The organism is Arenimonas sp. MALMAid1274 (assembly GCF_049195245.1).
Classification (GTDB): domain Bacteria; phylum Pseudomonadota; class Gammaproteobacteria; order Xanthomonadales; family Xanthomonadaceae; genus Arenimonas.
Window position 1 is genome coordinate 417,817 of record NZ_JBMIRR010000026.1, and the last position, 14,919, is coordinate 432,735.

A 14,919-nucleotide genomic window follows, 5' to 3' on the forward strand; every position below is an offset into this window, starting at 1 on the left:
GCCGAACGCGGTGGTGGGCCAGCAAGGGTAACGGGAATAGAGCATTCGCTCAATCCGGCTGGCCGGAAATTCCGTTCGCCCCCGTATCCATCTCTCTTGGCGCAAGCTTGCCGGCTTGCGGGCCGGCCGATCTTAAAACCTCGTTAAGACCCGCCGCGACGTTCAGCCCGTGGTGGGAAAGTTCGCGAGCGCGTAAGCCACGCGTTCGGCCGGATCCTTCGACAGCAGGCCCTGGTCCCGCAGCGCCTCGACCTTGCGCAGGCGGTGTTCCAGGCCATTGCCGTTGGCCATCTGGATGGCCAGGCCCGGACGCGCGTTGAGCTCCAGGATCAGCGGACCCTTGTCGCGGTCGAGTACGAAATCCACGCCAACGTAGCCCAGCTCGGAGAGTTCGTAGCAGCGCGAGGCCATCTGCAGCAGGTCCTGCCAATGCGGGATGGCCAGGCCCACGATGCTGTGTTCGGTGTCCGGGTGTTCGCGGATGATCTCGGTGCCCCAGACGCCGCGCTTGGTCTTGCCGGTGGGGATGTCGATGCCCACGCCGATCGCGCCCTGGTGCAGGTTGGCCTTGCCGTCGGACATGCGCGTGGGCAGGCGGATCATCGCCATCACCGGATAGCCCAGGAAGACGATGATGCGGATGTCGGGCACGCCCTTATAGCTGACGTTGTCGAAGATCGGATCAAACTGCACGCAGTATTCGACGATCAGGTGGTCGGGCTGGCCGCCCAGCGAGAACAGGCCCGACAGGCCGTTGGACAGGTGGTGCTCGAACTCCTCGCGGCCCATCAGCGAGCCGTTGGCGCGACGGTACTTGTCGCCGCGGCGACCGGAAATGACCAGGATGCCGTCGCCGCCCGAGCCGTGCGCGGGCTTGACCACGAAACTGTCGCGACCCTTGAGCTTGTCATGCAGCTCGGCGATCTCGTGCTCCTCGCGCACCACGGCGTAGAGGTCGGGCACCGGCAGGCCTTCCTTGAGCGCCAGCTTCTTGGTCAGCAGCTTGTCGTCCACGCGCGGGTAGAACTTGCGCGGGTTGTGCATCAGCACGTAGTGCGCGTTGCGCTGGCCGATGCCCATCAGCCCGATCTGGCGCAGGCGCTTGGCGACGCGGAACGGATTGAACAGCGCCACCGGTCAGGCCCTGGATTCCGGGGCGGCGGTGTCGGTCGCGTCGCTGGCGGCGGGCGGCGGCACGATCGGGTCGGGCTCGCGCGCCAGGGCACGGAAGCGCAGCAGCTCGTTGAGCCGGTAGCCGGAGTAGCGGCCCAGCAGCAGCGAGAATGCGAACAGCACCAGCAGGGTCTCCGGGTACACGAACACCAGGTGCTCCAGCGGCGGCCAGCTCATCACCACGTAGGCCAGCGCGGCCACGATCAGGGTGCCCACGCCTTCGCGCAGGGCGGTGCCGGCGCCGCGCTCGTCCCAGGCCACGGACATGCGCTCGATGGTCATGGCCATGATCACCATCGGGAACAGCGCCACCGACAGGCCGACCTCGATGCCCAGGCGGTTGGACAGCACGCTCACCGCGGCCATCAGCAGCACCACCAGGATCAGGATGGCGGTGAGGCGCGGCACCAGCAGCAGCCGCAATCGCTCCAGGTAGAAGCGCACCAGCAGGCCGGCGAACACCACGAAGGCGAACAGCACCACGCCCGCCAGCAGCGAGGTCTCGCGGAAGGCCAGCGCGATCAGCACCGGCATGAAGGTACCGTAGGTTTTCACGCCGACCAGGTTGCGCAGCAGCAGCATGATGAAGGCGCCGATCGGCACCATCAGCAGGATGCGGTAGGTCTCCTGCGCCTGCAGCGGCAGGCTGAGCAGGGAGTAGCGCACCAGGTTGGCGTCCTGCACTTCCAGGCGGCGCTCGGCCGTGGCCATGGCGTCGGCCAGGTTGCGGCTGACGGTGAACATCAGGGCCGCCGGCGGTTCGCCGTCGATGGCCAGCAGCGGCTTGCCGCTGGCGCTCCACAGGAACAGGTCGGCCGGCGCGCCCTCGGCGGCGGTGCGCGGATCCAGCGTGGTCCAGCCCAGGCCGTCGTGCACGATCAGCCAGGTCTGCATGCGCGTCTCGGGCGCACGCTCTTCGCCCGACAGCGGGATGCCGTAGACCACGCGCGCCGGGATGTTGCGGCTGGCCAGCAGCTGCACGATGAAGTTGCTGCGGGCGACGTCGTCGCTGCCGTAGCGCTCGGCCAGCAGGCCCACTTCCTCGCCCGGGGTGTTCTCGCCGAGGCGGCGCAGCAGTTCGCGCGCGAAGGTGATGGTGTTGGACGAGCGGTCGCGCACCTGGTCGAGCAGGGTCTGGGCGGCGGTGGAGTACGGCTCCTCCAGCACGGCGGGCTCGGGGATCACGGGGTCGAAGTCGAGCGTGGCGGCCTGGTGGTCATCGGCACGCACCACGGTGGCGCGGTAGTACAGGTCCTGCTCGCCCAAGGCGCGGCGGATGGCCCACTGCACCTCGCGGCCGTCGGCGCCGGATTCCTCGAGCTTGGAATAGTTGCGGGCGACGAAGCGCTCTTCGAGCACGGTCCAGCCGGGGGCCACGCCCGGCAGCTGCAGGGTGACGGTGTTGGCGCCCTTGCGCGGCTGGTATTCCACGTGCGCCTGCACGGTCCACACCTGCACCTGGGCATCGGGCTGCAGCGGGAACTTGAGCACGGTCCACTTGTAGTACATGGCGGCCATCGCGATGGCGATGATCGAGAAGGCCAACAGGTAAAGGTGGCGTTTGCTCATGGCGTTCCTGCGTGGGTCCCCGGTGGCCGGCGCGCGGGGCGCATCGGCGGTGGCAAGTGTAACCCTGCGCTCAGCCGATCGAATACGCCAGCAGGGCCATCGCCGCCAGGTTGCAGGTGGCGTGCGCGACGAAGGCGGCGCCCAGGCGGCCGGTGCGCAGGTACACGGCACCGAAGCCCACGCCCATGCCGGTGTACAGCACCAGCGCGCCCAGCCAGGCCAGCAGCGGCTGCTCGCCGGGCACGGGTTCGTGCATCAGGGCGAACAGCACCGAGATCAGCACCAGGCCGGCGACGCCGCGTCCGGCAAGGGCGAAACGGCGCAGCAGCACGTGCCGGAACAGCAGCTCCTCGGCGAACGGGCCCACCACCACCACCATCAGCCAGGCCAGCCAGGGCGTGCTGCGCGCCAGCGCGATCAGCGGCTCGGCGTTGCTGGGCCGGATGCCGGTGTCGGCCTGGGCCAGCAGCCAGGACACCAGCCACGCGAAGCCCTGCACGGCCAGGCCCGCCAGCACCGCGAACACGTAGGCGATGGCGGTGGAGCCCGGGCGCGGCATCGCGGCCAGGCTGCGTCCGCGCGCTGCCCACACGCCCACGGCGGCGATCAGCATCGCGGCGATCGCGGCCACGGTGATCTGCGGCATCAGCGTTTCCATGATGCCTTCGAAGTCGGCGCTGCCGGCTTCGGTCGACAGCAGGCTGGGCACCATCACCGCGGTGACCAGCAGGGTGGAGGCCACCATCAGGATCAGGCCCGCCAGCAGGCTGTCGACCAGGAAGCCCGGGAACGGGCCGCTCGGCTTCTTCGGTGCCGGCGTCGGTTCGACGGCCGCGGGCAGCGGCGGCGGTTCGACCGCCGTCGCCGCGGTGACCGGATCAGACGTCAAGGTTGGCGACCCGCAGGGCGTTGTCCTCGATGAACTCGCGGCGCGGTTCGACCACGTCGCCCATCAGGGTGGCGAAGATCTGGTCGGCGGCGACCGCGTCCTCGATGCGCACCTTCAGCAGGCGGCGCGTCTCCGGATTTACGGTGGTGTCCCACAGCTGCTCGGGATTCATTTCGCCCAGGCCCTTGAAGCGCTGGATGGTGCGGCCCTTCTTGGCCTCTTCGAGCAGCCATTCCTGGGCCTGCGCGAAGTTGGCCACCGGCTGGCTCTTGCCGCCGCGGGCGACGCTGGCGCCGGGCTGCAGCAGGCCTTCGAGCGCCGTGGCCACTTCGGTGATCTGGCGCAGTTCGCCGCCCAGCAGCTGCGGCGCGGCCAGCACCTGGGTGGCGGCCAGGCCGTGGTGCTGCTTGTTCACCACCAGCGCGCCGGCGTGGCCGTCGTCGTTAGCGGGCAGGATGCTGAAGATGTAGCGCGCGCGGCCGAGGCCCGTGGCGTTGAGGTGCTTCTCGAGCTCGCGGCACCAGGGCGCCAGCGTGTCGGCGTCGGCGAAATCCTCGGCCTTCAGCGGCGGCATTTCCAGCATCGCCTCCAGCACCGGGGTGTCGATGCGGTGCGCGAAGCGGGCGATGGTCTCGCGCGCGGCGACGAAGTCGAGCAGCAGCTTCTCGAGCGCGGCGCCGGTGATCGGCGGCGCGCCTTCGTCGGTGCGCAGCTCGGCGTTCTCGACCGCGTTGTTCACCAGGTAGGCGTTGAGCGCGCCGTCGTCCTTGAGGTAGAGCTCGTTCTTGCCCTGCTTGATCTTGTACAGCGGCGGCAGGCCGATGTAGACGTGGCCGCGCTCGATCAGCTCCGGCATCTGCCGGTAGAAGAAGGTCAGCAGCAGCGTGCGGATGTGCGAGCCGTCCACGTCGGCGTCGGTCATCAGGATGATGCGGTGGTAGCGCAGCTTGTCCGGGTTGTACTCGTCTTTGCCGATGCCGCAGCCCAGCGCGGTGATCAGCGTGCCCACTTCCGCCGACGCCAGCATGCGGTCGAAGCGCGCGCGCTCGACGTTGAGGATCTTGCCCTTGAGCGGAAGGATGGCCTGGGTCTTGCGGTTGCGGCCCTGCTTGGCCGAGCCGCCGGCGGAGTCACCCTCGACGATGAAGAGTTCCGACAGCGCCGGATCCTTCTCCTGGCAGTCGGCCAGCTTGCCGGGCAGGCCGGCGATGTCGAGCGCGCCCTTGCGGCGGGTCAGGTCGCGGGCCTTGCGCGCGGCTTCGCGCGCACGCGCGGCGTCGACGATCTTGCCGGCGATGGCGCGCGCTTCGTTCGGACGCTCCTGCAGGAATTCCTCGAGCTTGGCGCCGATCACCGCTTCCACGGCCGGGCGCACTTCCGAGGACACCAGCTTTTCCTTGGTCTGCGAGCTGAAGCTGGGGTCGGGCACCTTCACCGACAGCACGGCGATCATGCCTTCGCGCATGTCGTCGCCGCTCAGCGTGATCTTGGCCTGCTTGGCGATGCCGCTCTGCTCGATGTAGTTGCTGAGCGTGCGGGTCAGCGCGGCGCGGAAACCGATCAGGTGGGTGCCGCCGTCCTTCTGCGGGATGTTGTTGGTGAAGCAGAACATCGTTTCCTGGTAGGCATCGGTCCACTGGACCGCGATGTCGACGACGATGCCGTCCTTTTCGCCCGAAGCGGAGATAACTGATTGATGTAGCGGGGTTTTTACCGCCGCCAGGTGTTCCACGAAGCTCTTGATGCCGCCTTCGTACTCGAACAGGTCGCGCTTGCCTTCGCCGCGTTCGTCGATCAGTTCGATCTTGACGCCGGAGTTGAGGAAGCTCAGCTCGCGCAGGCGCTTGGCCAGGATGTCGTAGTGGAATTCGGTGTCGGTGAAGATCTCGGCATTGGGCAGGAAGCGCAGCTCGGTGCCGCGCTTGGTCGACGGCCCCACCACCTTGAGCGGATACACCGGCTCGCCCACCGCGTATTCCTGCTGGTGGTGCTGGCCGTCGCGCCAGATGTCGAGCCACAGCTTCGACGACAGCGCGTTGACCACCGACACGCCCACGCCGTGCAGGCCGCCGGAAACCTTGTAGCTGTTGTCGTCGAACTTACCGCCCGCGTGCAGCACGGTCATGATGACCTCGGCCGCCGACACGCCCTCTTCCTTGTGGATGTCGGTGGGAATGCCGCGGCCGTTGTCGGACACCGAGCAGGAGCCGTCGTTGTGCAGGGTGACGATCAGGTGGTCGCAGTGGCCGGCCAGGGCTTCGTCGATGCCGTTGTCCACGACCTCGAACACCATGTGGTGCAGGCCGGTGCCGTCGTGCACGTCGCCGATGTACATGCCGGGGCGCTTGCGGACGGCCTCCAGGCCGCGCAGCACGGTGATCTTGCTGGAATCGTAGGTGTTGGTCGGAACGGGCGGCAGGTTCGTTTCGTCGGTCATTTCTGGCGGTGTCTCGCGTTGGGCCACACCGGCGCGCAGGCGCCACGGAAGGCCGCAGCGCGCCTATAAATAATGAGTGCCAAGTATAGCGCGTGGCCGCGGCGCGTTGGGCGGCGTACCCCGCCCTGGCCCGGCGTGCGGCGTGCGCGGTTCAGGCGTCGCGCAGCTGTCCGCGTTCCACGTGGAACCTCCGTTCCGGGACGATGCCGCCGGCCAGCGTGGGTGGCGCTTCGGTGGCGGTCAGCAGCACCTGCGCGCCGGAGGCCAGCACCGAGGCGAGGGCCTGGTGCTGGTGGGCGGCATCCAGTTCGGAGGCCAGGTCATCCAGGCACACCAGCGGCCACTCGCCGCGATCGGCGGCGAAGGCGCGGGCCTGTGCCAGCACGCAGGCCAAGGCGGTGAGCTTTTCCTGGCCGCGCGAGAGCGCCTCGCGGCCTGGCAGGCCCACGTAGTCGACGCGCCAGTCCGCGCGGTGCGGGCCCGGCGAGGTGTAGCCCAGCGCGATGTCCCGATCGCGGGCCAGCAGCAAGGCGTCCTCGAGCGACAGTTCCTCACGGCGCCAGCCGGGCAGGAAACGCAGGCCCGCGGCACCGAGTTCGGGCAGGAACTCCCGCGCCGTGGCCTCCAGCACGGGCTCCAGGCGCTCTAGGTAGCCGGAACGCAGGCGGCTGAGGGATTCGCCGGATTCCGCCAGTTCGCGGTCCCAGGGCGCCAGGGAGGAGGGCGAGGGCCCACGCTTGAGCAGGGCGTTCCGCTGCTTGAGAGCCCGCGCATAGCGGCGCCACACCGGCAGGAAGGCTGGTTCCACGTGGAACAGGGCCCAGTCCAGGAATCGGCGGCGGTGTTCGGCGCCGCCCGCGATCAGCTCGTGGCTGCCAGGCTCGAAAGTCACGACGGCCAGCTCGGCGCACAGTTCTGTCAGGCTGGGGGCGGGCGCACCGTCCAGCCGCGCCTCCCAGGCATTGCCACTGTGGCGCAGGCCGGCGCGGCGGCCCCGGCCCTGGCCGTCCAGCCACTCGGCGTAGAGCTCCAGGTGCGGGCTTCCCGTCCGGATCAGCCCGTCGCGCACCCGGCCCCGGAACGAACGGCCGTAACCAAGCAGGTGCACCGCCTCGATCAGGCTGGTCTTGCCCGCCCCGTTACCGCCGGTGATGAGGTTCAGCCCGGGGGCCGGCCGGAACTCGGCGGACTCCAGGCAGCGCAGATGGCGCACATCCAGGCGGGTCAGCCGCATCGGCCGGCCTTGGGACCCTGACCCGGCGCCCACCCCGGCCGGCGGCCAAAACGACGCCGCCCGGCAAGGGCCGGGCGGCGGGAACGACGGGACCGCAGGCCGGTCACAGGCGCAGCGGCATCACCACGTGGCGGCTCCGCTCGTGGCTGGCCTCGCGGACCAGGGCCGAGGAGTTGGCGTCGCGCAGGTTGATGATGACGAACTCCTCGCGCAGGGCGCTCAGCGCGTCCAGCAGGTAGGTCACGTTGAAGCCGATGCTCAGCCCGTCCACGCGGGTCTCGGCCTCGACCTCTTCCTGCGCCTCTTCCTGCTCGGGGTTGTGCGCGACGATGCGCAGCTGGCCCGGGCTGATTTCCAGCTTCACGCCGCGGTACTTCTCGTTGGACAGGATGGCCGCGCGCTGCAGGGCGGCGCGCAGGGCCTCGCGGTCCACCTTCACTTCCTTGTCGGCACCAATCGGGATCACCGCGTCGTAGTCCGGGAAGCGGCCGTCAATCAGCTTGGAGGTGAAGGTGACATCTTCCCGGCGCATGCGCAGGTGGTTCCGGCCGACTTCCAGCTCGACCTCGCGGTCGCCGCCCTCGAGCAGGCGCTGCAGCTCCAGCACGCCCTTGCGGGGCAGGATGATCTGCTTGCGGGTCTGGGCGCCGGACGGCAGCGGGGCTTCGCACAGGGCCAGGCGATGGCCGTCGGTGGCCACGCAGCGCAGCGAGGCTTCACGCAGGTCCAGCAGCAGGCCGTTGAGGTAATAGCGCACGTCCTGCTGGGCCATCGCGAAGGCGGTGCGTTCGATCAGCTCCTTCAGCGCGGCCTCGGGCACCCGGATGCGCTCGACCAGGTCCAGGTCTTCCACCGCAGGGAAATCGTTGCCGGGCAGGGTGGCCAGGGTGAAGCGGCTGCGGCCGGCCTGCACCGTCACCTTGTCGCCGGACTGGCTGAGGGTGACGCGGCTGCCGTCGGGCAGGGCACGCACGATCTCGAACAGCTTGCGCGCCGGAATGGTGGTCTCGCCCGGCTGGGCATCGTCCACGTCGGTGCGCGCGACCATTTCGACTTCCAGGTCGGTGCCGGTCATCGACAGCTTGCTGCCTTCGACGTTGACCAGCAGGTTGGCCAGCACGGGCAGGGTCTGCCGGCGCTCGACCACGTTCACGACCTGCTGCAGGGGTTTGAGTAGGACTTCTCGCGTCAGGCTGAAACGCATGCGGATCCCCATGCTCCAAGAGTGGATATATCTAAAAGTGGTGGTGGTAGAGCCGGGATTTTCTCCGGATAACACACACAACTTGTTGATGTTGAAGGTTTTTACTGAACTCGTAAGCCTGTGCGCCAGGTCCGGGACAGACTGGCACAAGCTGTGGATAAAAATCCGGTCGCGCCGGTTCCCCCAACTTGTCCACAGGCCGTCCCCAGGCCTCGCGGCGACGCTTATTCGCTCAACTTGCGCAGCAGCTTGTCCCAGTCTTCCCGCAGCTTGCCGTCGGTTTCGCGCAGTTCGCGCATGACCTTGCAGGCGTGCATCACGGTGGTGTGGTCACGCCCCGCGAAGGCATCGCCGATTTCCGGCAGGCTGTGCTCGGTGAGTTCCTTGGACAGGGCCATCGCCATCTGCCGCGGGCGCGCCAGGGAGCGCGTCCGCCGCTTCGACAAAAGGTCCGCCATGCGCAGCTGGTAGTAGTCTGCCACGGTCTTCTGGATATTGCTGATGGACACCACCTGCTGCTGCGCGCGCAGCAGGTCGCGCAGGGTTTCCTGGGCGAACTCGGCGGTGATCGGCTTGGCCATGAAGTTCGAGCGCGCCGCCAGCGTGTTGAGTGCGCCTTCCAGGTCGCGGACGTTCGAGCGCATGCGCTTGGCGATCAGGTAGGCCACGTCGTCGGGCAACTTCACGCCGCGCTCGACCGCCTTGGCGGTGATGATGGCCGCGCGGGTCTCGAAATCGGGCGGCTCGATCGCCACCGACAGGCCCCAGGTGAGCCGCGTCTTGAGCCGCGTCTCGAGGTTTTCCACCTCGCGCGGGTAACGGTCGCAGGTGAGGATGATCTGCTGCTTGCCGTCGAACAGCGCGTTGAAGGTGTGGAAGAACTCTTCCTGGGTGGTGTTCTTGCCGGCGAAGAACTGGATGTCGTCGATCAGCAGCGCGTCCACCTGCTGGAACTGGCGCTTGAACTGGTCCATGGACTTCTCCTGCAGCGACTTCATCATCGCGCTGAAGAACTGTTCCGAACGCAGGTAGAGCACGCGCATGCCCGGATTGTTCTGACGCATCAGGTTGCCGGCGGCGTACATCAGGTGGGTCTTGCCCAGGCCCGAGCCGCCGTACAGCAGCAGCGGGTTGTAGGCCTTGCCCGGGTTCTGGGCCACCTGCAGGGCCGCCGCGCGGCCGAGCTGGTTGCTGCGGCCTTCGACGAAGTTCTCGAAGGTGTAGTGGCTGTCGAGGTTGCCGGCGAAGGCGGTGGCCGGGGCGCTGCGCGGCCTTTCGCCAGCGGGCGTCGCGGCCGGGGTCTCGACCCGCTTGATCGAGCCCACCTCCAGCGCGACCGGCGCCGGGCCACCGACGTAGTGGGCCATCAGCTCGCGGATCCGGGCCAGGTAGTGCTCGCGCACCTGGTCCACCACGAAGGCATTGGGGGCGTACAGGGTCAGGCCGTCGGCACTGGCCTGGGCCTGCAGCGGCCGGAGCCAGGCGTGGATTTCCTCGGCCGGCAGTTCGGCCTCCAGTCGTTCAAGGCAGCGAGGCCAGGCAGCGTCCATGTTCAAGCGAAAGTCCGGGGAGCAGCCGCGCCAGGGCGCAGCTGTGGATAAGTGGTCGGGGCGAGCAGTCTAGCGCCGCCGGCCGCGGGCCGCCACGCGCATCTGGCTTGACGAAGCTTGGTCCGGGCCGCTATAGTCCACGGTCTTTTCCGCCCAAAAATCATCGAGTGCCATCATGGCGACCAAGCGCACCTACCAGCCCAGCAACCTCAAGCGTAAGCGCGACCACGGTTTCCGTGCCCGCATGAAGACCGCCGACGGCCGCAAGATCCTGTCGCGTCGTCGTGCCAAGGGTCGTGCCCGCCTGGCCGTCTGACCCGTTGCCGCCGGTTTCCCGGCGGCGACCCTGCGGGCCGTGACCACGCTCCCGCCCGCCACGTCAGCTTCGTTCCCCCCCAGCGCGCGCCTGCACGCTTCCGCCGAGTACCAGGCGGTTTTCAAGGGAGCGAAGCGGCTGACCAGCCCCCACCTGCGCTTGCATGCCCACGTCCGGGCCGAGGCCACCGTGCCGCGGCTCGGCGTCACCGTGTCCAAGAAAGTGGACAAGCGCGCCGTCGGCCGCAACCGCATCAAGCGCATCGCGCGCGAGTTCTTCCGGCACGAACGCCGTCACCTGCCCCCGGGCGATTACGTGCTGCTGGTGCAGCCCGGCGCCAAGGCGCTGGCCAACGACGACCTGCGCCAGCAGATGCAGACCCTGTTCGAACGCGCCCGGTCGTTGAAGCCCACGCCCCCGCCCGGCACAATGCCGGCCTCCCCGGGCGCGTGCGAACGCCCCGCCTCCGAATCCTGACCGAGACCTTGTGCCCGGCCCCGGCTCCACTGCCGGCGCCCGCAGCCTGCCCATGAACCAGACCCGTTCCTTCCTGCTCATCGCCTGGCTGCTGATCGCCACCCTTCTTTATTTCGAATGGAGCAAGGCGCCGGTCGCGCCGGCTACCGATGCCGCCCCGCAGGCGTCCACGGCCCCCGCGGCCGCGATCCCGTCGGGTGGCGACCTGCCGAGCATGAGCGCCCTGCCCGCCTCCGACCTGCCCAAGGTGCCGACGCCGGGCAATGCCCTGCCCGAAGGCCCGACCGCCGCGCCCAGCACCAACCTGGTCACGATCCGCACCAACGTGCTCGCGCTGGAGCTTGATCCGCGCGGCGGCACCCTGGTTGGCGCCGACCTGCTGGCCTACCCGGTCAAGAAGGAAGCGCCCGCGCAGAAGGTGCGCCTGCTCGACAGCCGCGCCGCCACCTTCTCGGTGGCGCAGTCCGGCCTGCTGACCCAGGTCGGTGCCCCGGCCCCGAACCACGAAGCGATGTTCCGCACCGAAGACGGCCGCAGCGACTACCGCCTGGCCGACGGCGCGACCACGCTGGAAGTGCCCTTGGTCTGGGAAGACCCGGCCACGGGCCTGAGCGTGCGCAAGACCCTGGTGTTCGAGCGCGGTTCCTACGTGGTCACCCAGCGCGTGGAAGTGCGCAACAACGGCATCCAGCCCTGGAGCGGCCTGTCCTACGAGCAGCTGCAGCGCATGACGCCGCCGGCCGTGGGCCGCACCGCCGGCCTGACCAACCCCGAGGCCTACAGCTTCGTCGGCGCCGCCTGGTACAGCCCGGCCGAGAAATTCGAGAAGGTCAGCATCGCCGACATCTATGAAGACGGCCCGCTGACCAGCAACGACGTCACCGGCGGCTGGATCGCGATGCTGCAGCACCACTTCCTGGTGGCCTGGGTGCCCAACACGGGCGAGCGCCAGGACTTCACCATGGACAAGGTGCCCAACAGCCAGGGCCGCTACCTGGTGCGCGGGCTGGGCGAACCGTTCTCGGTGGCGCCGGGCATGACCACCACGCGCGAAACCCGCCTGTGGGTGGGCCCGAAGCTGCAGGAGCAGCTCGAGGCGGTCGCGCCGGGCCTGAAGCTGTCGCTGGACTACGGCATCTTCACCGTGATCGCGCAGCCGATGTTCGACTACGTGCTCAAGCCGCTGCACGACCTGACCGGCAACTGGGGCTGGGCGATCATCCTGACCGTGGTGCTGATCAAGATCGCGCTGTACTGGCTGTCGGCCAAGCAGTACCGCAGCTTCGCCAAGATGCGCGCCGTGCAGCCGCGCATCGAGGCGCTGAAGGAGCGCTACGGCGACGACAAGCAGAAGTTCCAGATGGCGATGATGGAGCTTTACAAGAAGGAGAAGATCAACCCGCTCGGCGGCTGCCTGCCGATCCTGGTGACCATCCCCATCTTCATCGCGTTGTACTGGATGCTGCTCGAGAGCGTCGAGATGCGGCAGGCGCCGTGGATCGGCTGGATCCAGAACCTCACCGCGCCCGATCCCTACTTCATCCTGCCGGCCATCAACCTGGTGGTGATGTACCTCACCCAGAAGATGACGCCGACGCCGGGCATGGACCCGATGCAGAAGAAGATCATGACCTTCATGCCGCTGGTGTTCGGCGTGATGATGGCCTTCTTCCCCTCCGGCCTGGTGCTGTACTGGTGCACCAACGGCATCCTGGGCCTGCTGCAGCAGTGGATCATCACCAAGCGCCACGGCGACAAGTCGACCCCCACCCCGGCCGTCGCGAAGTAATTCTCTTCCACCGCGGATTTGCACGGATGGCCGCGGATAAGAACCGATAGAGCGTTTGCCCTATCCGCTCTTGTCCGCGGCCATCCGCGTACATCCGCGGCAAGTGCCTTCCCAACGGCTGACCGGAACCGGTGGATTCTGCGACGATGCGCGGGATGAGTGGACGCGACACGATTGCGGCGATTGCCACGGCGGCCGGTGCGGCCGGCGTGGGCATCGTGCGCCTGAGCGGACCGGGCTGCCGCGCGATTGGCAATACCCTGCTGGGCCGGCCGCCGGAGCCGCGGCATGCGCACTACGTGCGGTTCCGCGATGGCGCCGGCGAGCTGGTGGACGACGGCCTGCTGATCTTCTTCCCGGGCCCGCAGTCGTATACCGGCGAGGATGTGCTTGAACTGCAGGGCCACGGCAGCGCCGTGCTGCTGGGCCTGCTGCTGCGGCGCTGCCTGGAGCTCGGCGCGCGCGCGGCACGCCCCGGCGAGTTCACCGAACGCGCCTTTCTCGAGGGCCGCATGGACCTGGCCCAGGCCGAAGCCGTGGCCGACCTGGTGGCCGCGGGCAGCGAGGCGGCGGCGCGCGCGGCGCGGCGTTCGCTGGAGGGCGACTTCTCCCGGCGCGTGCACGCGGTGGTCGAGGGCCTGACCGGCCTGCGGGTCTGGATCGAGGCGGCGCTGGATTTCCCGGACGAGGAAGTCGACTTCCTGGCCGCGCCCGAGCTGCAGCAGCGCCTGCAGGAAGTCGCCGGCGAACTGGCCGCGCTGCGCGGCGCGGCCGAACGCGGCAAGCGGCTCGTCGACGGACTGCACGTGGTCATCGCCGGCGCGCCCAACGTCGGCAAGAGTTCGCTGCTGAATGCACTGGCAGGCGAAGACCGCGCCATCGTCACCGAGATTGCCGGCACCACCCGCGACCTGCTGCGCGAACGCATCCGGGTCGATGGCGTCGAACTGACCCTGGTCGACACCGCAGGCCTGCGCGAGGCACCCGACGTGGTCGAGCGCGAAGGCATCCGCCGGGCCCACGAGGAACTGGCCAAGGCGGACCTGGTGCTGGCCATGCTCGACGACCGTGATCCGGACGCCGTGCCCGCGCTTCCCACCGGCGCGAACGTGCTGTGGCTGCATGGCAAGTGCGAGCTCGGCGCCCATGCCCCGGGCCTGCAGGTTCGCGCCGACGGGCGCCATGTCTGGCTCTCGTCCCATACCGGCGCGGGGCTGGATGCGCTGCGGGCCGAACTGCGCCAGGCCGCGGGCCTGGGCGAGGGGGCCGACGGCGCCTTCAGCGCGCGCGCCCGGCACGTCGAGGCCCTGGCCCGCGCCGCCGCCTGGCTCGAGCGCGCCGCGGCCCAACTGCACCACGGCGCCGGCGAGCTGGCCGCCGAGGAGCTGCGCCAGGCGCAGGATGCCCTGGGCGAGATCACCGGCCGGGTGGACGCCGATGGCCTGCTGGGCCGCATCTTCGGCGACTTCTGTATCGGCAAATAGCCGCAGGGCGGCTACGAACGGGCTATAACGTGATCCAGGCGGCGTTTTGTAACGAAACCGCCTTGACAAACCGGCCAAAGTCTTATGTGCTGAAGGTCATGTTTTGATCGTTTCACAGGGGATTGCCATGACCGCTTCGACTTCCACGTCCTCCCGCGCCCTGCGCTGGGGTATCGCCCTGGCCTTGGGCCTCACCCTGGCCGCCTGCGGCAAGGACGAGGCCGCACCCGACGCGCCCGCGGCCGCCACGCCCGCGGCCCCGGCCGGTCCCAGCGCCGAGGAAGTCGCGGCCCAGCAGGCGGCCCAGGCCGCGCAGGCCGCCCTGGCCAACCTCAGCACCGACGAGCTGCGCACCCGCGGTGGCCAGGCCCTGCGCGAGCAGCGGCTCTACACCCCGGCCGGCGACAACGCCATGGAGTACTACCTGGCGCTGCGCGACAAGAGCGAGAAGCCCGACGCCTCGGCCGAAAGCGCGCTGATCGACCTGATGCCCTACGCCATCATCGCCGCCGAGCAGGCCATCGGCCGCGAGGACTTCACCGAAGCCGAGCGCCTGCGCGCCCTGATCGAGAAGACCGACGCGATGACGCCGGCGCTGCCGCGCATCAAGGATTCCATCGCCAAGGGCCAGGCCGGCGCCGCCGATCGCGTGGCGCAGGAAGCCGAGCGCGAGGCGCAGCGCCTGCGCGACGCCGAAGCCGCCGCCGCGCGCGCCGCGTCGGAAGCGGCCACGGCCGCCAACACGCCGGCCACCCCGCCGCCGGCCGCCACGCCCACCCCCACGCCCGAGCCGGCCC

11 protein-coding genes and 1 pseudogene are annotated in these 14,919 nt (G+C 69.1%); 5 read left to right on the forward strand and 7 right to left on the reverse strand.

The window, feature by feature from the left end:
• Window positions 1–162: 162 nt before the first annotated feature.
• From ACOQFR_RS08260 to dnaA, 7 genes are all read right to left on the reverse strand, one after another.
• Entirely contained in the window at window positions 163–1,134 is a 972-nt protein-coding gene (locus ACOQFR_RS08260; protein WP_421380620.1) for an alpha-L-glutamate ligase-like protein, read from the reverse strand.
• A gap of 3 nt (window positions 1,135–1,137) precedes the next feature.
• Entirely contained in the window at window positions 1,138–2,742 is a 1,605-nt protein-coding gene (locus ACOQFR_RS08265; protein WP_421380622.1) for an inactive transglutaminase family protein, read from the reverse strand.
• A 70-nt stretch (window positions 2,743–2,812) separates the two neighbouring features.
• Entirely contained in the window at window positions 2,813–3,631 is an 819-nt protein-coding gene (locus ACOQFR_RS08270; RefSeq protein WP_421380625.1) for a CPBP family intramembrane glutamic endopeptidase, read from the reverse strand.
• On the reverse strand, window positions 3,621–6,068 hold the full coding sequence (gene gyrB / locus ACOQFR_RS08275) for a DNA topoisomerase (ATP-hydrolyzing) subunit B (protein WP_421380627.1): 2,448 nt from the start codon (window positions 6,066–6,068) through the stop codon (window positions 3,621–3,623). The genes ACOQFR_RS08270 and gyrB overlap by 11 nt, the downstream gene beginning before the upstream one ends.
• 151 nt (window positions 6,069–6,219) lie before the next feature.
• The gene (gene recF / locus ACOQFR_RS08280; RefSeq protein WP_421380629.1) at window positions 6,220–7,302 is read right to left on the reverse strand and encodes a DNA replication/repair protein RecF; all 1,083 of its coding nucleotides are present in this window, start codon (window positions 7,300–7,302) and stop codon (window positions 6,220–6,222) included.
• Between the two features lie 103 nt (window positions 7,303–7,405).
• Window positions 7,406–8,506 carry a DNA polymerase III subunit beta gene (dnaN, locus tag ACOQFR_RS08285; RefSeq protein ID WP_421380631.1) on the reverse strand — a complete coding sequence of 367 codons (1,101 nt, stop codon included), beginning with the start codon at window positions 8,504–8,506 and terminating at the stop codon, window positions 7,406–7,408.
• A gap of 224 nt (window positions 8,507–8,730) precedes the next feature.
• Window positions 8,731–10,056 carry a chromosomal replication initiator protein DnaA gene (dnaA, locus tag ACOQFR_RS08290; RefSeq protein WP_421380670.1) on the reverse strand — a complete coding sequence of 442 codons (1,326 nt, stop codon included), beginning with the start codon at window positions 10,054–10,056 and terminating at the stop codon, window positions 8,731–8,733.
• Between the two features lie 175 nt (window positions 10,057–10,231).
• Here dnaA and rpmH point away from each other — a divergent pair, with 175 nt between their 5' ends.
• The 5 genes and pseudogenes from rpmH to ACOQFR_RS08315 form a co-directional block, all read left to right on the forward strand.
• Window positions 10,232–10,372, forward strand: a complete 141-nt coding sequence (rpmH, locus tag ACOQFR_RS08295; RefSeq protein WP_146907677.1) for a 50S ribosomal protein L34 — start codon at window positions 10,232–10,234, stop codon at window positions 10,370–10,372.
• Window positions 10,373–10,411: 39 nt separating this feature from the next.
• Window positions 10,412–10,849 (forward strand): ribonuclease P protein component, encoded by a 438-nt coding sequence (gene rnpA, locus ACOQFR_RS08300; RefSeq protein WP_421380634.1) that lies wholly within the window; start codon window positions 10,412–10,414, stop codon window positions 10,847–10,849.
• Window positions 10,850–10,901: 52 nt separating this feature from the next.
• Window positions 10,902–12,638: a membrane protein insertase YidC gene (gene yidC / locus ACOQFR_RS08305; protein ID WP_421380636.1), complete on the forward strand. Its 1,737-nt coding sequence runs from the start codon at window positions 10,902–10,904 to the stop codon at window positions 12,636–12,638.
• 155 nt (window positions 12,639–12,793) lie between these two features.
• A complete protein-coding gene (gene mnmE, locus ACOQFR_RS08310) occupies window positions 12,794–14,122 on the forward strand; it encodes a tRNA uridine-5-carboxymethylaminomethyl(34) synthesis GTPase MnmE (RefSeq protein WP_421380638.1) in 1,329 nt (442 codons plus the stop codon).
• Between the two features lie 127 nt (window positions 14,123–14,249).
• A pseudogene (locus ACOQFR_RS08315) lies at window positions 14,250–14,919 on the forward strand (energy transducer TonB); the annotation flags it as partial.